Origin of the sequence: Pseudomonas sp. 478 (assembly GCF_003254125.1) — a bacterium.
Taxonomy (GTDB): domain Bacteria; phylum Pseudomonadota; class Gammaproteobacteria; order Pseudomonadales; family Pseudomonadaceae; genus Aquipseudomonas.
In genome coordinates, this window is the sequence record NZ_QKZG01000009.1 from 257,255 (window position 1) to 277,159 (window position 19,905).

At 61.5% G+C, this 19,905-nt stretch carries 20 protein-coding genes; 9 read left to right on the top strand and 11 right to left on the bottom strand.

Going from position 1 to position 19,905, the window contains the following annotated elements:
- Positions 1-4: 4 nt before the first annotated feature.
- The 8 genes from DFS28_RS20265 to nrdR all read right to left on the bottom strand — a co-directional run bounded on the left by DFS28_RS20265 (position 5) and on the right by nrdR (position 6,123).
- Positions 5-508 (bottom strand): phosphatidylglycerophosphatase A, encoded by a 504-nt coding sequence (locus DFS28_RS20265; RefSeq protein ID WP_008153532.1) that lies wholly within the window; start codon positions 506-508, stop codon positions 5-7.
- Complete coding sequence (gene thiL, locus DFS28_RS20270) at positions 505-1,470, bottom strand: thiamine-phosphate kinase (RefSeq protein ID WP_111451204.1); 966 nt, start codon at positions 1,468-1,470, stop codon at positions 505-507. The genes DFS28_RS20265 and thiL overlap by 4 nt, the downstream gene beginning before the upstream one ends.
- A gap of 18 nt (positions 1,471-1,488) precedes the next feature.
- On the bottom strand, positions 1,489-1,989 hold the full coding sequence (nusB, locus tag DFS28_RS20275) for a transcription antitermination factor NusB (RefSeq protein WP_008153530.1): 501 nt from the start codon (positions 1,987-1,989) through the stop codon (positions 1,489-1,491).
- Entirely contained in the window at positions 1,986-2,462 is a 477-nt protein-coding gene (gene ribE, locus DFS28_RS20280; protein ID WP_003185938.1) for a 6,7-dimethyl-8-ribityllumazine synthase, read from the bottom strand. The genes nusB and ribE overlap by 4 nt, the downstream gene beginning before the upstream one ends.
- 235 nt (positions 2,463-2,697) lie before the next feature.
- Positions 2,698-3,789, bottom strand: coding sequence for a bifunctional 3,4-dihydroxy-2-butanone-4-phosphate synthase/GTP cyclohydrolase II (ribBA, locus tag DFS28_RS20285; RefSeq protein WP_008153526.1), 1,092 nt, complete (start codon positions 3,787-3,789; stop codon positions 2,698-2,700).
- A gap of 30 nt (positions 3,790-3,819) precedes the next feature.
- On the bottom strand, positions 3,820-4,482 hold the full coding sequence (locus tag DFS28_RS20290) for a riboflavin synthase (RefSeq protein ID WP_111451205.1): 663 nt from the start codon (positions 4,480-4,482) through the stop codon (positions 3,820-3,822).
- A 46-nt stretch (positions 4,483-4,528) separates the two neighbouring features.
- Positions 4,529-5,662, bottom strand: a complete 1,134-nt coding sequence (ribD, locus tag DFS28_RS20295) for a bifunctional diaminohydroxyphosphoribosylaminopyrimidine deaminase/5-amino-6-(5-phosphoribosylamino)uracil reductase RibD (protein ID WP_111451206.1) — start codon at positions 5,660-5,662, stop codon at positions 4,529-4,531.
- Positions 5,659-6,123, bottom strand: a complete 465-nt coding sequence (gene nrdR / locus DFS28_RS20300; protein WP_003228656.1) for a transcriptional regulator NrdR — start codon at positions 6,121-6,123, stop codon at positions 5,659-5,661. The genes ribD and nrdR overlap by 4 nt, the downstream gene beginning before the upstream one ends.
- A gap of 128 nt (positions 6,124-6,251) precedes the next feature.
- On the opposite strand from nrdR, the gene DFS28_RS20305 reads away from it, so the two are divergent.
- The 3 genes from DFS28_RS20305 to trxA all read left to right on the top strand — a co-directional run bounded on the left by DFS28_RS20305 (position 6,252) and on the right by trxA (position 8,409).
- Positions 6,252-6,716, top strand: a complete 465-nt coding sequence (locus tag DFS28_RS20305) for a hypothetical protein (protein ID WP_111451242.1) — start codon at positions 6,252-6,254, stop codon at positions 6,714-6,716.
- Positions 6,713-7,366, top strand: a complete 654-nt coding sequence (locus DFS28_RS20310) for a methyltransferase (RefSeq protein ID WP_111451207.1) — start codon at positions 6,713-6,715, stop codon at positions 7,364-7,366. The genes DFS28_RS20305 and DFS28_RS20310 overlap by 4 nt, the downstream gene beginning before the upstream one ends.
- A gap of 170 nt (positions 7,367-7,536) precedes the next feature.
- The gene (gene trxA, locus DFS28_RS20315; protein ID WP_111451208.1) at positions 7,537-8,409 is read left to right on the top strand and encodes a thioredoxin; all 873 of its coding nucleotides are present in this window, start codon (positions 7,537-7,539) and stop codon (positions 8,407-8,409) included.
- A gap of 83 nt (positions 8,410-8,492) precedes the next feature.
- On the opposite strand, the gene DFS28_RS20320 is transcribed toward trxA, so the two are convergent.
- Positions 8,493-8,840, bottom strand: a complete 348-nt coding sequence (locus tag DFS28_RS20320; protein WP_111451209.1) for a hypothetical protein — start codon at positions 8,838-8,840, stop codon at positions 8,493-8,495.
- Between the two features lie 135 nt (positions 8,841-8,975).
- Between DFS28_RS20320 and DFS28_RS20325 the strand changes: the two genes are divergently transcribed.
- From DFS28_RS20325 to DFS28_RS20345, 5 genes are all read left to right on the top strand, one after another.
- Entirely contained in the window at positions 8,976-9,542 is a 567-nt protein-coding gene (locus tag DFS28_RS20325; protein WP_111451210.1) for a DUF2796 domain-containing protein, read from the top strand.
- A gap of 214 nt (positions 9,543-9,756) precedes the next feature.
- Entirely contained in the window at positions 9,757-10,467 is a 711-nt protein-coding gene (locus tag DFS28_RS20330; protein WP_111451211.1) for an ABC transporter ATP-binding protein, read from the top strand.
- Between the two features lies 1 nt (position 10,468).
- Positions 10,469-11,734 (top strand): ABC transporter permease, encoded by a 1,266-nt coding sequence (locus DFS28_RS20335; RefSeq protein ID WP_024164579.1) that lies wholly within the window; start codon positions 10,469-10,471, stop codon positions 11,732-11,734.
- Positions 11,735-11,745: 11 nt separating this feature from the next.
- On the top strand, positions 11,746-12,264 hold the full coding sequence (locus DFS28_RS20340; RefSeq protein WP_111451212.1) for a DUF3299 domain-containing protein: 519 nt from the start codon (positions 11,746-11,748) through the stop codon (positions 12,262-12,264).
- A gap of 234 nt (positions 12,265-12,498) precedes the next feature.
- Positions 12,499-13,197, top strand: coding sequence for an OmpW family protein (locus DFS28_RS20345; RefSeq protein WP_111451213.1), 699 nt, complete (start codon positions 12,499-12,501; stop codon positions 13,195-13,197).
- A gap of 156 nt (positions 13,198-13,353) precedes the next feature.
- On the opposite strand, the gene DFS28_RS20350 is transcribed toward DFS28_RS20345, so the two are convergent.
- Both DFS28_RS20350 and DFS28_RS20355 read right to left on the bottom strand, forming a co-directional pair.
- Positions 13,354-14,283: an NAD-dependent epimerase/dehydratase family protein gene (locus tag DFS28_RS20350; RefSeq protein ID WP_111451214.1), complete on the bottom strand. Its 930-nt coding sequence runs from the start codon at positions 14,281-14,283 to the stop codon at positions 13,354-13,356.
- Entirely contained in the window at positions 14,276-15,160 is an 885-nt protein-coding gene (locus tag DFS28_RS20355; protein WP_046047341.1) for a sugar nucleotide-binding protein, read from the bottom strand. Before DFS28_RS20355 ends, DFS28_RS20350 begins: the two co-directional genes overlap by 8 nt.
- 328 nt (positions 15,161-15,488) lie before the next feature.
- Here DFS28_RS20355 and DFS28_RS20360 point away from each other — a divergent pair, with 328 nt between their 5' ends.
- The gene (locus DFS28_RS20360) at positions 15,489-19,805 is read left to right on the top strand and encodes a DNA glycosylase AlkZ-like family protein (RefSeq protein WP_111451215.1); all 4,317 of its coding nucleotides are present in this window, start codon (positions 15,489-15,491) and stop codon (positions 19,803-19,805) included.
- Positions 19,806-19,905 lie beyond the last annotated feature (100 nt).

Consider the following 19,905-nt stretch of genomic DNA (forward strand, 5'->3'; position numbering starts at 1 on the left):
CCACTCAGGCGAAAAACCAAACCAATCCCTGCATCCCCAGCCACGCAAACACCCCGGCCAATACATCATCGAGCATGATCCCGACGCCGCCATGCACATGCCGGTCGATCCAGCGAATCGGCCACGGCTTGAGGATGTCGAAGAAGCGGAACATCAAAAACCCCGCCAGCAACCAGTACCAACCTTCCGGCACCAGCCACAGGGTGATCCACATCCCGACCATTTCGTCCCAGACGATGCCTTCGTGGTCGTGCACCCGCAAATCGTCGGCGACCTTGCCGCACAGCCAGAAGCCAAACAGCATGGTGATGCCGAGCATCAGCCAGTAACCCCAATCGGGCAGCATCTGCCACAACGGAATAAAGGGTAGCGCAACTAACGACCCCCAGGTGCCCGGTGCTTTTGGCAAGGTGCCCGAGCCAAAGCCGAACGCCAGGAAGTGCCACGGATTGCGCCAGACCGACGGCGGTACGAATTCCGCCGGGACCTGTTTGGGATGATCTGTCACGGTGTCTCCCGAAAATGTTGATAGCCCCGGTTCTGCGGGGTGATGTCTTGTCCGTCGGCGTCAAGCAGCACTACGCCCTGCCCCGTCACAACACGGCCGACCACATGGATCGGCCAGCCATCGGCCACCAGTTTCGGTAACTCGACAGGGGGCAAGGTAAAGGCCAGCACGTAATCATCACCACCGCTCAGGGCCGCGACTTCTGCACCTGATTGACCGAGGAAGGCGACCAAAGCGTTCGACAATGGCAGCCTGTGCCGTTCAATCTGAATGCCGACCTTCGATGCCAGGGCAATATGTCCGCAGTCCGCGAGCAGCCCGTCGGAGATGTCCAGCGCCGAGGTGGCTTTGCCGCGTAGCGCCTGACCCAACGCGAGTTGCGGCTGCGGCGACCAGTAATGTGCCAGCAGCGGATCGGCGATGGTGGCTTCAGCCGTACGCTGACCGAGCACCAGCGGCAATGCCCCCGCCGCGTTACCAAGCTCACCGCCAACGCACAGCAAGTCGCCTGGCTGCGCACCGCTGCGGGTCAATGCCAGTCCCGCCGGTACACGACCGAACACGGTCATGGTCAGGCTCAATGGTCCACGAGTGGTATCACCACCCACCAGCGCCACACCGCAGCGCTGCGCCATGATGTTCAAACCACGGGCGTAGGCGTCCAGCCAATCGGCGGTCACCGTCGGCAAGGTCAGGGCAAGGGTAAAGGCAACGGGAGTGGCGCCCATGGCAGCCAGATCGCTGACGGCCACAGCCAGCGAGCGCTGACCGAGCAGAAACGGATCGCAAGGATCTGCGAAATGCACACCGGCAACCAGTGTGTCGGTAGAAATGGCCAACTGCTCCCCGGGGGGAACAGCCAGCAAGGCGCAGTCATCGCCGATCCCGAGGGCAACGCCTTCGCCGCCCTGCGCACAAGGCGCGGCGGCGAAGAAATTGCGGATCAGCTCAAACTCGCCCATGGCATCTCCAAACGCCGATCAGCGCTTGAACGCCTTCACTTCAGCTTCACGCAGACGCGGGGCCAGCTTGTCGAGTACACCGTTGACGAACTTGTGGCCGTCGGTGGAACCGAAGACTTTCGCCAGCTCGATACCTTCGTTGATCACAACGCGGTACGGCACGTCGACGCGCTTGAGCAGTTCCCAGGTCGACAGGCGCAGGACGGCCAGTTCAACCGGGTCCAGCTCTTCGATGGTGATGTCCAGGCACGGCGTCAGTGCAGCGTCGATCTCAGGCTTGTGGGCCGGAACGCCGTGCAGGATGTCGTGAAAGTAAGCGGCATCGACATCGCTGAAATCGTTATCGACCCGGAACTGCGCTTCGATCTCGTTCAAAGATTGCTTGGCCATGTGCCATTGGTACAGCGCTTGAGTCGCGAGCTGACGGGCTTCGCGACGCTTGACGCTTTTCGATGGCTTGCCGGCATCCGCAGGCTTTGGATCGCGCGGGTTGAAACGATCGCTTTCGTCGCTAATCACTTGGCCTCCAACTGCGCCAGCAGGCTGACCATTTCCAGAGCGGACAGGGCAGCTTCAGCACCTTTGTTACCGGCCTTGGTGCCGGAACGTTCGATGGCTTGCTCGATGGAATCAACGGTCAGCACGCCAAATGCGACTGGAACGCCGAACTCCATGGACACTTGGGCCAGGCCCTTGGTGCATTCGCCCGCCACGTATTCGAAGTGCGGAGTACCGCCACGAATGACCGCGCCCAGGGCGATGATTGCCGCGTATTCGCCCTTCTGAGCGACTTTCTGCGCAACCAGCGGAATTTCGAAGGCGCCAGGTGCGCGGATGATGGTGATGTCGCTTTCGCTCACGCCGTGGCGAACCAGGGCATCAACTGCACCGCTGACCAGACTTTCAACGACGAAGCTGTTGAAACGGCCTACTACCAAAGCGTAGCGGCCTTTAGGGGCGATGAAGGTACCTTCGATGGTCTTCAGGGTCATTCGTTAGATCTCTTAAAGAGCCGGGACGCGTCTCGTACGCGTCCCTCAGTGATATTAGCCACGAATACACGGCCGGAAAAAACCGCATTGCTGCTCGACTACACCCCTGTGGCGAGGGGATTTATCCCCGTTGGGCTGCGTAGCGGCCCCTATTTTTGGACTGCTACACAGTCCAACGGAGGATAAATCCCCTCCCCACAATGGGTGAACACCAGCAATACGAATCTCCGGGTCATTATTCGGAGGGCACGTATTCTACAACTTCCAGATCGAAACCGGATATCGCATTAAATTTCATCGGCGCACTCATCAGGCGCATTTTGCGTACGCCCAGGTCCCGAAGGATCTGCGAACCGGCACCCACGATGCTGTAGGTGGTCGGTTTTTTCGCCGGAACGTGCTCCGCGGTTTCGCGGATATGCGCCAGCAACACATCGCCATCGAGCGGGTGACCGAGCAACAGCACCACGCCACTGCCAGCCTCGGCAACCGCGGCCATCGCGGCGCGCAGGCTCCAGCGGCCAGGTTGCTTGACCATCAACAGATCGCGCAGCGGGTCCATGTTGTGCACCCGAACCAGGGTCGGCTCTTCGGCGCACACGGTGCCCAAAGTCAGGGCCATGTGCACGTCGCCTTCCACGGAATCACGATAGGTCACCAGGTTGAATTGGCCCAGTTCGCTGTCCAGCGGCTGCTCGGCAATCCGCTGAACGGTACGTTCGTGGATCATCCGGTAGTGAATCAGGTCGGCGATGGTGCCGATCTTGATGTTGTGTTCGGCAGCAAACGCTTCCAGTTCCGCACGGCGGGACATGGTGCCGTCGTCGTTCATCACTTCGCAGATCACGCCGCTCGGCTCGAAACCGGCCATGCGCGCCAGGTCGCACGCCGCTTCGGTGTGGCCGGCGCGAGCGAGGGTGCCGCCAGCCTGGGCCATCAGCGGGAAAATGTGGCCGGGGCTGACGATGTCTTCAGCCTTGGCTTCTTTCGCGGCGGCCGCTTGCACGGTGCGCGCACGGTCAGCAGCAGAGATGCCGGTGGTCACGCCGGTGGCTGCTTCGATGGACACGGTGAACTTGGTGCCGAAGCCGGAACCGTTGCGCGGCGCCATCAAAGGCAGCTTCAGCAGTTCGCAGCGCTCGCGGCTCATCGGCATGCAGATCAGGCCACGGGCGTGCTTGGCCATGAAGTTGATGTGTTCAGGCTGGCAGCACTCGGCGGCCATGATCAGGTCGCCTTCGTTCTCGCGGTCTTCGTCATCCATGAGGATGACCATCTTGCCTTGGCGGATGTCTTCAACCAGTTCTTCGATGCTATTGAGCGCCACAAGGCACCCCCCTTCTTTCAAAATTGAGTTTCAGGAATTGAGGTAGCCGTTGGCGGCCAGAAAGCTTTCGGTGATGTTACTGGACGTGGGCTCTGCGGCTTTATCGCCCAACAACAGGCGTTCCAGATAACGTGCCAGCAAGTCAACTTCAAGATTCACCCGGCGACCTGGCTGGTACGACGCCATGATGGTTTCGCTCAGGGTGTGCGGAATGATGGTCAGCATGAACTCGGCGCCATCGACCGCGTTCACGGTCAGGCTGGTGCCGTCGACGGTGATCGAGCCTTTATGGGCGATGTACTTGGCCAGTTCTTTCGGCGCGCGGATGCGGAATTCCACCGCACGAGCATTCTCGGTACGGGCAACCACTTCGCCCACGCCATCGACATGGCCGCTGACCAGATGCCCGCCGAGGCGAGTGGTCGGGGTCAGGGCTTTTTCCAGGTTCACCGGGCTGCCGCTTTTCAGATCATTCATCGCGGTGCAGTCGAGGGTTTCGCGACTGACGTCCGCCGCAAAGCCGTTGCCTGGCAACTCAACTGCTGTCAGGCACACGCCGTTGACCGCAATGCTGTCGCCCAGTTTGACGTCGCTCAGGTCGAGCTTGCCGGTTTCTACGTATACCCGCACATCTCCGCCTTTGGGGGTCAATGCACGAATACTGCCGATGGATTCGATGATGCCGGTAAACATGGAGTCCTCCTCGAGAACAGGGCCGTCGCGTGGCGCAGGCCCGGAATTATACGCTCGCCGCTGGCGAAGGAATGGCGATGACTCGCCAGTCATCGCCAACCGCGCGGATTTCGGTGATTTTGAGTTCAGGCGCATCCTTCATTTGCGCGAGCGGCCAATCCAGCAACGGACGCGCAGACGAACCTAAAAACTTGCCAGCGATGAAAATCTGAAACTCGTCCACCAGCCCTTGCTGAGCGAAAGCCCCGGCCAGACGCGGCCCCGCTTCGACCAACACTTCGTTGACTCCGCGATTGGCCAGTTCGACCAGCAGTTTACGCAGGTCGACCAAACCATCCTCGCCCGCAACGATCAGGCATTCCGGACCATTGGCATATTGCTCTTCGATCGCCATGCACGTGGCGACCAGCGCCGGGCCAGCCTTGAAGAACGGTGCATCCAGCGGCACGCGCAGGCGGCCGTCGATCAACACACGCAGTGGCGGACGACTCATGGCCAGGGCCGTTTGCTCAGGATCAAGGCCCAACTCATCGGCACGCACGGTGAGACGGGCATTGTCCGCCAGCACCGTGTCGGCGCCGGTCAGCACCACGCTGGCCTGAGCGCGCAGGCGTTGTACCGCCGAACGCGCCGCAGGGCCGGTGATCCATTGGCTTTCGCCGCTTTCCATCGCCGTGCGACCGTCGAGGCTCATGGCCAACTTGACCCGCACGAACGGCAAGCCGTGCTCCATGCGCTTGAGGAAACCTTCATTGAGCTTGCGCGCTTCGCCTTCCAGCACGCCGCTTTCGGTAGCGATGCCGGCCTGGGCCAGGCGCTGCATGCCACGACCGGCAACCGACGGGTTCGGGTCTTGCATCGCCGCGACGACCCGAGCCACACCGGCATGTACCAGCGCATCGGCACAAGGCGGCGTCCGTCCATGGTGGCTGCAAGGTTCGAGAGTCACGTAAGCGGTGGCGCCTCGAGCCTTGTCGCCGGCGTCGCGCAGGGCGTGGACTTCGGCGTGGGGTTCGCCGGTGCGCACGTGCCAGCCTTCGCCGACAATTTGCCCGTCACGCACGATCACGCAGCCCACCCGAGGGTTGGGGTGTGTCGTGTAATGACCTTTGCGCGCCAGTTCCAGCGCGCGGGCCATGTAATGGGCGTCGAGAATGGCAAGTTCTACAGAGGTGGTCATTCTTTCACCGGCTCTCTGGCCAGGCGATCGATCTCTTCGCGGAACTCGTTGAGGTCCTGGAAGCGCCGATACACGGAGGCGAAACGAATGTAGGCGACTTCGTCGAGCTTTTGCAGCTCGGCCATCACCAGTTCACCGACGACAAGGGATTTAACCTCTCGCTCACCGGTGGCGCGCAGTTTGTGTTTGATGTGCACCAACGACGATTCCAGGCGCTCGACACTCACCGGGCGCTTCTCCAGCGCACGCTGCATGCCGGCGCGGAGTTTTTCTTCGTCGAACGGCTGGCGGCTGCCGTCGGTTTTGATCAGGCGCGGCAACACCAGTTCGGCCGTCTCGAACGTCGTGAAACGCTCGCCGCAGGCCAGGCATTCACGCCGGCGGCGTACCTGTTCGCCCTCGGCGACCAGACGCGAGTCGATGACCTTGGTGTCGTTGGCACCGCAGAAGGGACAGTGCATGGTGGCAGGCAACAAAAAAAGGGAGGGCCATGGTAGCGCATCCCCGTGGCAAGACAAGCCATAGGGTTTGCGGTATACAGACGGGCTATAGAGCTAGATCCATGGATTTCACCTTGCTGGAGCCGAAAATGTCCCTAAGACCGCTCGTTTTGCTCAGTCTTTTCAGCCTGCTGGTGGCCTGCAGCAGCGATGCGCCCAAGCCCCAGCCGCCGACGCCAGGCCCCGCGCCACAGGCCGCGCAGAAGAAAGCCAGGGAATCGGCCAACCTCGGCCCATTGCCCGCGTATCAGCGTGAATTGAGCGGCACCCTGCAAGGCGTGCCGGCCGACGCCGAAGTCGAACTGGCGTTGCTGGTGATCGATGACAAGGGCCGCCCGCAACAATTGTTGGCCAGCTCCAGCCTGATCGGCACCAATCAGGTTCTGCCGTTTCATCTGCGATTCAATCCGGAATCCTTTCCGGTCGGTGCCCGCGTTGAACTGCGCGGCCGCGCCAGCCAGTCCGGCCAGCTAATTTTGCACCTGCCGCCGCAGATCATCACGCAGCCAACGACGCAAGTACTGGGTCAGCTGCAATTCGTCAAAGCCCCATGATTGCACCGCTCAACCTGCAACAGGCGCTAGGTGAACTGCTCGGTGACGCACAGCTGGTTGCCTGTGAATTGCCGGACACCGATCTGAAGCTTTGGCTGATCGACGGCGACAACATGGACCGCGCGTTCAGCCCGGAAGAAACCCGGCGAATTCTCCATGAGCCGCCTTATTGGAGTTTTTGCTGGGCCAGTGGGCTGGCGGTCGCCCGTTATCTCGCCCAGAACCCGCACTGGGTCGAGGGCAAACGGGTGCTGGATTTCGGCGCCGGTTCCGGGGTGGCGGGGATTGCGGCGGTAAAAGCCGGAGCGCTGGAAGTGGTGGCTTGTGACCTGGACCCGCTGGCGATTGCCGCGTGTCGGGCGAATGCCGAACTCAATGACGTACACCTTGATTACTCGACGGATTTTTTCACCGAAGCGGATCGCTTTGATCTGATTCTGGTGGCCGATGTGCTGTACGACCGGGCAAATCTGCCGTTGCTCGATGAATTCCTCAGTCGCGGGCAGCAAGCCCTGGTGGCGGATTCACGGGTGAGGGATTTTCGCCACCCGTTGTATCGACGCATCGAGATGCTGGAAGCGATGACCCTGCCCGATCTGGCCGAGCCCGAAGAGTTTCGGCATGTGAGCCTCTACCATGCGCGGCGTTAGCTAAAAGCTTCGTCGGAACGCCGCCTGGAGCAAGCCCGCTCCCACAGTTGACCGCATTCCCCTGTGGGAGCGGGCTTGCCCGCGAAGGCAATCTGTCAGACTGCCCACACTTTCAGCCACACCCCGCCAAGTCGTATAGTTGCCCCATTCACGCTTTCAAGAGATCCCCCATGAGTCAGGAAACGCCGTACATCTTCGACGCCACGACTGCCGATTTCGAGCAGTCGGTGATCGAGAACTCTTTCCACAAACCGGTGCTGGTGGACTTCTGGGCCGAATGGTGTGCGCCGTGCAAGGCGTTGATGCCGATGCTGCAAACCATCGCCGAGAGCTATCAGGGCGAGTTGCTGCTGGCCAAGGTCAACTGCGACGTCGAGCCGGACATCGTTTCGCGCTTCGGTATTCGTAGCTTGCCGACGGTGGTGCTGTTCAAGGACGGTCAGCCGGTGGATGGTTTTGCCGGTGCACAGCCGGAATCCGCCGTGCGCACAATGCTCGAACCTCACGTGCAAATGCCACCGCCGACGGCTGCCGATCCGTTTGAGCAAGCTCAGGCGCTGTTCGATGACAACCGCTTTGCCGATGCCGAAGCCATCCTCAAAGTGCTGTTGGGCGAAGACAACACCAATGCCAAGGCGCTGATTCTCTACGCTCGCTGCCTCACCGAACGTGGTGAGTTGGGCGAAGCGCAAATCGTACTCGACGCGGTCAAGACCGATGAACACAAGGCCGCGCTGGCCGGCGCCAAGGCGCAGATCCAGTTCCTCGGTCAGGCCAGGGATTTGCCGGATGCGGCAGACTTGAAAGCGCGTCTGGCAAAAAATCCGCAGGACGATGAAGCGGTTTATCAGCTGGCGATCCAGCAACTGGCCCGTCAGCAGTACGACGCGGCGCTGGATGGGTTGCTCAAGCTGTTCGTGCGCAATCGCAGCTACAGCGAAGGCCTGCCGCACAAGACCTTGCTGCAGGTGTTCGAACTGCTGGGCAACGATCACCCGCTGGTGACCACGTACCGTCGCAAGTTGTTTGCTGCGTTGTATTAACCCGTTCCGTAGGAGCACGGCTGCCGGCGATGGCGATCTCAGGTACGCCATCGTCGGATCGCCGCCCGCAGCAAGCTGTGCTCCTACGCTGGCTCTTGCCAGCTGTAGAGCGGCGTATCCCCGCCGCTCGTCACTTTCACATCAGTGCAATGACGCAAACGCACCAGCAAGCGTTTGCCCGACGCCGCGCTGCCGGTCAAACCTTCTAACTGATCCAGCAAATCCGGCCCGCTCAATTGCCCGGCCTTGCGCAGCAAATCCTTGGCGATCTGCCACAGCGCATCATCCTGATTGACCGGTTTTGCCGGCGCTGCACCGGCCTCCGGTTTCACCGCCTGCAACTGCGCACCGAGCCGTGCCCAGTCGCCGTCATCCATCTCCAGCGTCAAATCCACCGGCCAGTCGCCGATGCTTCCGCGTATACGCAACATAAGTCTGCTCCTGCACATTTCTGGCTTGCATGCTCCCATGGGACTTGTGCAACGCCAAGCAGGCGGTCAAACTCTCGGCACTTACGTTATAAGATTACATAACAAATTCTTCATTTTACTTTTCGGAGACCCGCCATGCGCCGTCTGCTTCTCGCTCTGCCGTTTGCCCTGTTGCCGCTGGCCGTTGCCCACGCTGGCGATGAACATGATCATGAACACGGCAGCCTCAGCGCCCACGAACATGGTGTCGGTCGCCTGAACGCAGCGCTGGATGGTCAGACCCTGGAGTTGGAACTGGAAAGCCCGGCGATGAACCTGGTGGGTTTCGAACACGCCGCCACCACCGACGCCGACAAAGCCAAAGTTGCCGTGGTTCGTGCGCATCTGGAGAAACCGCTGGTGCTGTTCAACCTGCCGAAAGCCGCTGGTTGCGTGGTCGCGACACAGGAACTGGAGAGCCCGCTGTTCGGCGACAAGCCAGATGCCGACGAAGAGACCAAGGGCGAACATCACCACGACCACAGCGAAATCCACGCTCATTATCAATTCAGCTGCTCGGCACCGGGTGCGCTGAAAACCCTGGATCTGGGCAACATCTTCAACACCTTCCCGGCGACCCAGAAGATTCAGGTACAACTGATCAGCCCGAGCGGCCAACAAGGCGTAGAAGTGACGGCCAAGGCTGCCGCCCTGAAATTCTAAATTCACCGTAGAACCAATGTGGGAGCGGGCTTTGTGGCGAGGGGATTTATCCCCGTTGGACTGCGCAGCAGTCCCATTTTTTAGGGCCGCTTCGCGACCCAACGGGGCGGTGCGACGTTTCGATAAATCCCCTCGCCACAAAGCTCACTCCCACAGGGGTTGGTGTTGGATGTGATATTGAGACAAGTCCCCCAAAACCCATGAAATCGGCGCTATGACCCAAGCACTCATCGAACTGTCCGACCTGGGCTTCAGTTGGCCCGGTCATCCGCCGCTGCTGGATATCCCGGCGTTTCGCCTGGAACCCGGCGAAACCTTGTTCCTCAAAGGCCCCAGCGGCAGCGGCAAGACCACCCTGCTCGGGCTGCTCGGCGGTGTGCAGAAGCCCAATCGCGGCAGCATCCGATTGTTGGGCCAGGAGCTGAGCGAACTCTCAGCCGGCGCTCGCGACCGCTTCCGGGTCAATCACACCGGCTACATCTTCCAGCAGTTCAACTTGCTGCCGTTTCTCTCGGTGCGCGAAAACGTTGAGTTGCCCTGCCACTTTTCCAAACTGCGCACTCAACGGGCGATCCAGCGTCACGGCAGCGTCGATCAGGCGGCGGCCACCCTCCTCGCCCACTTGGGTCTGAAGGACGAGAGCATCCTAAGCCGTCGCGCCGATTCGCTGTCCATCGGCCAGCAGCAACGGGTGGCCGCTGCACGCGCGTTGATCGGTCAGCCTGAATTGGTGATCGCCGACGAACCGACTTCGGCCCTGGACTACGACGCTCGCGAGAATTTCATTCGCTTGCTGTTCGCCGAATGCCGCGAAGCCGGGTCGAGCCTGCTGTTCGTCAGCCATGACCAAAGCCTGGCACCGCTGTTCGATCGCCACCTGTCGCTGGCCGATCTCAATCGTGCCGCCACCCCGTCCGAGGTCTGAGATGTATTTGTTTCGTCTAGCCATGGCCAGCCTGGCTAACCGCCGCTTCACCGCGATCCTCACCGCGTTCGCCATCGCCCTGTCGGTCTGCCTGCTGCTCGCGGTGGAGCGGGTGCGCACCGAGGCCAAGGCCAGTTTCGCCAGCACCATCAGCGGTACCGACCTGATCGTCGGCGCCCGTTCCGGCTCGGTGAACCTGTTGCTGTACTCGGTGTTCCGCATCGGCAACGCCACCAACAACATCCGCTGGGACAGCTTCGAACACTTCGCCAACAACCCGAAAGTGAAGTGGGCGATCCCGATGTCCCTCGGCGACTCCCATCGCGGTTACCGCGTGATGGGCACCACCGAGGCGTACTTCGAGCATTACCAATACGGTCATCAGCAACACCTGGAATTGGCCGACGGCCGCGCCTTCGCCACCGATCCGTTCGAAGTGGTACTCGGTGCCGAAGTGGCCGATGCGCTGCATTACAAACTCGGCGACAAACTGGTGCTGGCCCACGGTGTGGCGGTGATCAGTCTGGTCAAGCACGACGATAAACCGTTCACCGTGGTCGGCATTCTCAAACGCACCGGCACCCCGGTGGACCGCACGTTGCACATCAGCCTCGGCGGTATGGAAGCGATTCACATCGACTGGCATAACGGTGTGCCGGCGCGCGGCAATGGTCGGATCAGTGCCGACCAGGCGCGCAACATGGACCTGACGCCGCAAGCGATCACCGCGTTCATGCTCGGCCTCAACAGCAAGATTTCGACCTTCGCACTCCAGCGTGAGATCAACGAATTCCGGGGTGAACCGATGCTGGCGATCCTGCCGGGCGTGGCGCTGCAAGAGCTGTGGAGTTTGATGAGCACGGCGGAAAAAGCCTTGTTCGTGGTGTCGCTGTTCGTGGTGCTGACCGGGTTGATCGGAATGCTCACGGCGATCCTCACCAGCCTCAACGAACGCCGTCGGGAGATGGCGATTCTGCGTTCGGTGGGCGCCCGGCCGTGGCACATCGCGACCTTGCTGGTGCTGGAGGCGTTTGCCTTGGCGCTGTCGGGCGTGATTGCCGGTGTGGCGCTGCTGTATGTGGGCATCGCCTTGGCCCAAGGTTATGTGCAAGCCAATTACGGCTTGTACCTGCCGCTGGCCTGGCCGAGCGAATATGAATGGACGCTGCTCGGTGGCATCCTGATCGCCGCGTTGCTGATGGGCAGCGTGCCGGCCTGGCGTGCGTATCGCCAATCCCTGGCCGATGGCCTGTCGATCCGTTTATGAGGACGTTGAACATGCCCCGCGTTGTGCTTGCGCTGTTGATGCTGGTCGCCTTGCCCCTGTGGGCGGCCGAGCCGAAAGACCTGACCTGGTCAGAAATGATCCCGCCGGACGCCGCGCCGGAAGTGCCGAACATGACGCCGCTGCACGACCTGTCGCAAATGGGCAACGCGTTGGCCGCCGAGTCGGCGCCCGCGGCCAAGCAAGACATGCCCAATGCGCCGGTGGTGAAGAGTCTCGACGGTCAGAACATTCGGCTGCCGGGCTACATCGTGCCGCTGGAAGTGAGTGAAGAAGGTCGCACTACCGAGTTTCTGCTGGTGCCTTATTTCGGCGCCTGCATCCACGTGCCGCCACCGCCGTCGAATCAGATCGTGCATGTCAAAAGCGAAGTCGGCGTGAAGCTGGATGAGCTGTATCAGCCGTACTGGATTGAGGGTGCGTTGGAGGTCAAGGCCTCGACCAGCGAGCTGGCGGATGCCGGGTATCAGATGCAGGCCGACAAGATTTATGTGTATGAGCTGCCGGAGTGAAACCGGTAGTTATGGGGTGTTTGATAGATAGCCTTCGCGAGCAAGCCCGCTCCCACATTTGATCTGTGCATCAACACAAATCCCCTGTGGGAGCGAGCCTGCTCGCGATGAGGCCCTCAAAGGTTCCACAAAAACCAGGGCCATCACTGTTTCATTGAGCTGAGTCAAAAGACCGTATCAGACGCCTCCGTACCATTGGACATCAAACATTTTTAACGTCCTTTGGAGCCCTCCATGCACAAGTCTTTGCTCAGCGCTTCGCTGTTTGCCCTCGCGCTCGCAGCACCGTTAGCCTACGCCCACGAAGCCGGCGATATCATCGTTCGTGCCGGTGCAATCACCGTCAACCCGAAAGCCGACAGCTCCAGCGTCAAGGTTGATCAAGGTCCGCTGGCCGGTACGAACCTGGGTGGCAAGGCCACCATGAGCAGCGACACGCAGCTGGGTCTGAACTTCGCTTACATGCTCGACAGCCACTGGGGGATCGAGCTGCTGGCGGCCTCGCCGTTCGAGCATGACGTGAAGCTCAAAGGCACCGCCCTGGGCGCAGCCAACGGCAAACTCGGTTCGCTGAAACACCTGCCACCGACGCTGAGCGTTGTGTACTACCCACTGGACTCGAAGTCTGCGTTCCAGCCGTATGTCGGCGCTGGTATCAACTACACTTGGATCTACGACGAGCACGTTGGCAGCGAAGCCAGCGCCAACGGCTTCAGCAATTTCAAGGCGGATAACTCTTGGGGCATGGCGTTCCAGGTCGGCGCCGACTACATGCTGACCGACACCATCATGATCAACGCCCAGGTGCGCTACATCGACATCGACACCACCGCGACCGTAGAAAACAACGCAGTGGCACAAGGCACTCGCGCCAAGGTCGATGTGGACGTAGACCCGTTCATCTACATGGTTGGCCTGGGTTACAAGTTCTAAACCCGCCACATAAAAAAGGCGCCTCGAAAGGCGCCTTGATCATTCCCACGCTCCGCGTGGGAATGCAGCCCGGGACGCTCCGCGTCCCATGCCGAAGCGGACGCAGAGCGTCCATTGAGGCATTCCCACGCAGAGCGTGGGAACGATCTATCAACCTCAGCGTCCCAACAACCGCGCCAGGCCGACATGCATCGGTGTCTGCTCAGGGCAGGTAAAGCGCTCCAGCAAACGCTGATTGTTCGCTCGCGAGTGACGGATGTCACCGGAGCGCGCCGGGCCATGGTTTACCGGCGGCAATGGACCGACCACCGCTTCAAGGGCTTCAAGCATTTGCTTGAGGGTCGTGGCCTGATTCCAGCCGACATTGACCGCACCGACTTCGACGTGCGGTTTCTCGATGGCTTGCACCAGCAAGTCGACCAGGTCTTCGACGTAGACGAAATCACGAGTCTGCTCACCGTCACCGAACACAGTGATCGGCAGGCCCTTCTGTGCACGTTCGCTGAAAATGCTGATCACCCCGGAGTACGGCGAGGACGGATCCTGGCGCGGGCCGAAGATGTTGAAGAAGCGGAAAATCACCGGTTCCAGACCATGCTGGCGACGGTAAAAATCGAAGTAATGCTCGCTCGCCAACTTGTCCGACGCGTAGGGCGTCAACGGTGCCTTGGGCGTGTCTTCGTCGATCGACTCGCCTTCGCCATTGTTGCCGTAGACCGCTGCACTGGACGCATATAGCACCCGTTTGACGCCGGCCTGGCGCATGGCTTCGCAGACATTCAGCGAACCAATGAAATTGCTCTGGTGAGTCTTCACCGGGTCATCCACCGACGCCTGCACCGACGCCACGGCAGCAAGGTGCGCCACCGCGCTGCACCCGACCATCGCCTGCGCGACCAGCGCGGCATCGGCGACATCGCCCACGATCAGTTCGACGCCCGGATTGTCCAGCGGCAAGTTGCTGCGTTTGCCGGTGGAGAGGTCATCGAGGATGCGCACCGAATGGCCCTTGGCGAGTAAGGCATCGGTGAGGTGCGAGCCGATGAAACCGGCGCCGCCGGTGATTAAAACAGGGCCGTCAGCCATGGCGATAAAACCTATCCAGTAAGCCCGGGAGTGCCGCACGCCAGGCGCGGGGCTTGATCCCGAAAGTGTGCAGAATTTTCTTGCAGGCCAGCACCGCGTGTTGCGGTTCTTCGGCGGCGTCGGGCCGGGCGGCGTGAGCCTGGGCGGTCGGCGCTTCGATGGCCAGCGGATGCAGGGCGCGTGCTTCGGTGAGGATCGCCTGCCCAAGCGCCAGCGGCGTGGTCGCCTCATGCCCGGCGTAATGGTAGGTGCCCCACAGCGGCGCCGAGCAATCGAGTTGCTTGAGGACCGAGATGATCACTCGGGCGGCGTCATCCACCGGCGTCGGATTGCCCCGACGATCATCGGCCATCAGCAATTCTTCCGGTAGTTCGGCGCGACCGAGGAAACGCCCGAGGGTGCCGTCGGGGCTGTCATCCAGCAGCCAGCCGAATCGCAGCAACACGTGTTGCGGGCAGGTGGCGCGAACGCTTTGTTCGATCCGCCACAAGGCCTGACCGCGCAGGCCCAAGGGTACCGGCTCGTCTTTTTCGCTGTAGGCCGTCGCCCGGGAGCCATCAAACACCCGATAGCTCGACGGTTGCAGCAGCACGATGTTGTGATGCTGGCACAGTTCGGCCAGACGCTCGATCGCCCGTTCCTGCCCGGCCAGACGCTGTTCACTGACCGTCTCCGCCTGAAACCAGTCGAAGTAATAGGCGAGGTTGATCAACGCGTCTGGACGAGTGTCGTCGAGCAGTTGCGTCAGGCTCGCGGCGTCCCAGCCGTCTTGCGGTGGGCGGGGGGCGAGGAAGCCGATATCTTCCTCCGCACCGAGGCGAATCAGCGCCTGCCCAAGGGCATTTCCGCCGCCCAGTAACATAAGGCGCATTCGCATAGAGTCAGCAGGCCCAGTCTGATTGAAACAATGGCTTTATCGACACCGCTCGGGGGCGATGCCGTCGATAGTTGCCGGAATCGTTGCATTTTGCGGGTTTAGTGCGCAACCGTCATCCGTAAAGTGTAGATCCCTGAGATATGCGCCGCCTGTTCAGGCCCTTTCGCGAGCAAGCCCGCTCCCACATTTGGATCTCCTGTGTACCCATAATTTGTGACCGATACCGTTCAAATGTGGGAGCGGGCTTGCTCGCGAAGGCGCCCTAAGGACCACCAGAGGGCTTGAGCGGTACTTGCATCTTCAGCCCCCCGCCCGCATAAATTGCTCCATGAATCTGCCAATCCCGACGGACAGCGCCCTGGCAGGCTTCCACCCCGCCGTCAGCGCCTGGTTCAGCAGCACCTTCCCGACGGTCACCGCCGCCCAGGCCCGGGCGTGGCCGTTGATCCGCCAGCACCGTTCGACCCTGGTCGCCGCACCCACGGGCTCCGGCAAGACCCTCACCGCGTTCCTCGCCGTCATCGACGATCTGGTCCACCGCGGCCTGGAAACTGAAGGCGGATTGCCGGATGAAACCCTGGTGGTCTACGTTTCACCGCTAAAGGCCTTGTCCAACGATATCCAGATCAACCTGCAAAACCCGCTGGCCGGCATCACCGAGCAGTTACGCGAGATGGGCCTGCCGCAATTGCAGATCAACACTGCCGTGCGCACTGGCGATACACCGCAAAAAGACCGCTCGGCGATGCGCAAGACCGCGCCGCACATCCTGGTGACCACCCCGGAATCCCTTTACGTATTGCTCGGCTCCGACTCCGGTCGGCAAATGCTCAGCACCACGCGCACGGTGATCGTCGACGAAATTCATGCGATCGCCGCCAGCAAGCGCGGCAGCCACCTCGCCCTGAGCCTCGAGCGGCTGCAAGCGTTGTGCGCGCAACCGCTGATGCGGATCGGCCTGTCTGCCACGCAAAAACCCATTGAAGCCGTCTCGCAGTTTCTGGTTGGCCGTGATCGTGAGTGCGAAATCATCGACATCGGCCACGCCCGCCCGCGGGATCTGGACATCGAAGTGCCGCCCGTGCCGTTGTCGGCAGTGATGGCCAACGACATCTGGGAACTGGTCTACGACCGCCTCGCCGCCCTCGCCCGCGAACACCGCACCACGCTGATTTTCGTCAACACCCGACGCCTCGCCGAACGCTTGAGCCGTCACTTGAGCGAACGCCTCGGCAAGGACGCAGTGGCCGCTCACCACGGCAGTCTGGCCAAGGAGTTTCGTCTCGACGCCGAACAGCGCCTCAAGCGCGGCGAGCTGCAAGTGTTGATCGCCACGGCGTCCCTGGAACTGGGGATCGACATCGGCGATGTCGACCTGGTCTGCCAGATTGCTTCGCCGCGTTCGATTGCCGGGTTTCTGCAACGGGTCGGCCGCTCCGGGCACCAGGTCGGCGGTACGCCCAAGGGCCGTTTGTTCGCCACCACCCGCGACGACCTGATCGAGTGCGCCGCCCTGCTCGACTGCGTGCGGCGCGGCGAACTCGATACCTTACTGATACCCAAGGCACCACTGGATGTACTCGCGCAACAAATCATCGCCGAGGTCAGTTGCCAGGAATGGCAGGAGCAGGCGCTGCTGGAGATGTTCCGCAACGCCTCGCCCTACAGCGAGCTCGACGAAAAACATTATCAAGCGCTGCTGCAGATGCTCGCTGAAGGCTACAACGGTCGCCTGGGCATCCGTAGCGCTTACCTGCACCGCGACGCTGTAACCCGGACCCTGCGCGGTCGCCGGGGCGCCAAGCTGACGGCCGTGACCAGCGGCGGGACGATCCCGGACAACGCCGATTACAGCGTTTTACTCGAACCCCAAGGGTTGAACATCGGCAGCGTCAACGAAGACTTTGCGGTGGAAAGCATTGCCGGCGATATCTTCCAATTGGGCAACACCTCCTACCGGATTCTGCGCGTTGAAACCGGCAAGGTCCGGGTCGAAGACGCTCAAGGCCAACCGCCGACCATTCCATTCTGGCTCGGCGAAGCCCCAGGACGCAGCGCGGAACTGTCGTTCGCCGTGGCCCGCCTGCAAGCGCAACTCGATGCGCTGCTCGGCGCCACACCCGGTCACTTGCAGCCCGCGACCGACTGGCTGACCGACACCCTCGGTCTGAACCTGGCCAGTGCCGAACAATTGGTCGATTACCTGGCCCGTGCGCGCCTGACATTGGGCGCCCTGCCCTCACAAGACACGTTGCTGATGGAGCGGTTTTTCGACGAGTCCGGCGGCACGCAATTGATCATTCACACGCCGTTCGGCAGCCGCATCAACCGCGCCTGGGGCCTGGCCTTGCGCAAGCGTTTTTGCCGCACCTTCAACTTCGAATTGCAGGCCGCCGCCAGCGAAGACGCCATCGTGCTGTCGCTGTCCACCGGCCACAGTTTTGAACTCGACGATGTCTGGCGCTATCTGCACAGCAACAGCGCCGAGCACACCCTGATCCAAGCCGTGATCGAGGCCCCGCTGTTCGGTGTGCGCTGGCGTTGGAATGCCGGGGTCGCGCTGGCGCTGCCACGCTACAGTGGCGGGCGCAAAGTCCCGCCGCAGATCCAGCGGATGAAAAGCGAAGACCTGATCGCCAGCGTATTTCCCGATCAGATGGCCTGCGTGGAAAACCTCGCCGGCGAACGGGAAATTCCCGACCATCCACTGGTGGAACAAACCCTCGACGACTGCCTGCACGAAGCCATGGACAGCGAAGGCTGGCTGGCGTTGTTGCGGCGAATGGAGCGCGGTGACATCCGCCTGATCAGCCGCGACCTGCCAGCGCCTTCACCGCTGGCAGCGGAAATTCTCAGCGCCCGGCCCTACACCTTTCTCGACGATGCGCCGCTGGAAGAGCGTCGCACTCAAGCAGTGCTCAACCGCCGCTGGAGCGATCCACAGTCCACCGACGACCTCGGGGCGCTGGATGCTGAGGCGATTGAAGCGGTGCGCGAGGAAGCCTGGCCAACGCCCACTGGCGTCGATGAAATGCATGAGGCGTTGATGAGCCTCGCATGCATCACCGCCGCCGAGGCCCAGGCTAATCCAGACTGGCTCGATTGGCTGAACGCCCTGGCCGACAGCGGTCGCGCCAGCCGCTTGCAAGTCAATACCGGGCAAGTTCTGTGGTTGGCACTGGAGCGGCTGACTTGCCTGAACGCGATGTATCCACACGCGATTTTGCAGCCACCGTTGCAGGCGTTGCCCGGGTTCGATGAAGTCTGGACGACGGACGAAGCGGTGCTGGAAGTGATCCGTGCGCGACTCAGCGCATTCGGTCCGTTGCCGCTGAAAGCGATTGCCGAACCGCTCGGACTACCGGCAACTCAAGTCACCCAGGCGTTGGCGCAACTGGAACGCGAAGGCTATGTGTTGCGCGGTCAATTCACCCCCGGCACGGCTGAGGAAGAATGGTGCGAGCGCCACCTGCTGGCGCGGATTCACCGCTACACCGTCAAGCGTCTGCGGCGGGAAATCGAGCCCGTGGCGTTGCAGGATTTCATGCGTTTCCTGTTCGACTGGCAGCATCTGTCCGCTACAACTCAGGGTCAGGGCAACGCAGTATTGCCCGCGATAGTCGGTCAGTTCGAAGGCTACCCCGCCGCCGCTTCAGCCTGGGACAGCGATATTCTGCCGGCGCGAATAAAAGACTATTCAGCGAGTTGGCTGGATGACCTGTGCCGCAGCGGCAAACTGGTCTGGACGCGGCTGACTGCACGCAACAAAAGCGCCAGCACGGCGCTGCGCAGCACACCGATTCTGCTGCTGCCGCGCAGTCAGGTCGGATTGTGGAGCGGATTGACCGAGCAGACGCCGGTCAGCGAACTGTCACCCAAGACGCAAAAAGTTTATGAAGCTTTGAGCCAACACGGCGCGCTGTTTTTCGATGAGCTGACTCACGAGGCTCATCTGCTGCGCTCGGAACTGGAAATCGCCTTGCAGGAATTGGTCGGCGCCGGGTTGGTGAATGCCGACAGCTTCGCCGGTCTGCGAGCGCTGATCACCCCGGCCAGCAAGCGCCAGAATCGCAGCAGCCGACGCGGGCGCGGAGCGTTTGTCGGCGGGATGGACGATGCCGGGCGCTGGGCCTTGCTGCGACGCGGCGCGCAAGCTCCGATTGTGGATAACAAACGTCCGGCACCGACGCCGACCGACACCCTGGAACACATCGCCATGACCTTGCTCCGGCGCTACGGCGTGGTGTTCTGGCGCTTGCTGGAACGTGAAGCGGATTGGTTGCCGAGCTGGCGGGAATTGTTGCGCACGTTCCACCGGCTGGAAGCTCGGGGCGAGATTCGCGGCGGAAGGTTTGTCAGTGGCTTGGCCGGTGAACAGTTTGCGTTGCCCGAGGCCATACCGTTGCTGCGCGAGGTGCGACGACGGCCGCATGACGGGAGTTTGATTGCCGTGTGTGGGGTTGATCCACTGAACCTTGCCGGGACGCTTTTACCGGGTGCAAAAGTACCGGCATTGGCGAGTAATCGATTGGTGTATCGAGATGGATTGCCCGCTGCCGCCGAGATTGCCGGCAAGCAGATTTTCTGGCTGGAGTTGGATCAGCAGGCCAGTACTGAGGTCCGTATCAAACTGATCCAGCATTGATGCTGTCTGGTCCGGCCTCTTCGCGAGCAAGCCCGCTCCCACAGGGGATCTGTGTCGGCCACAAAACCTTGCTCAGACACAGATCCCCTGTGGGAGCGGG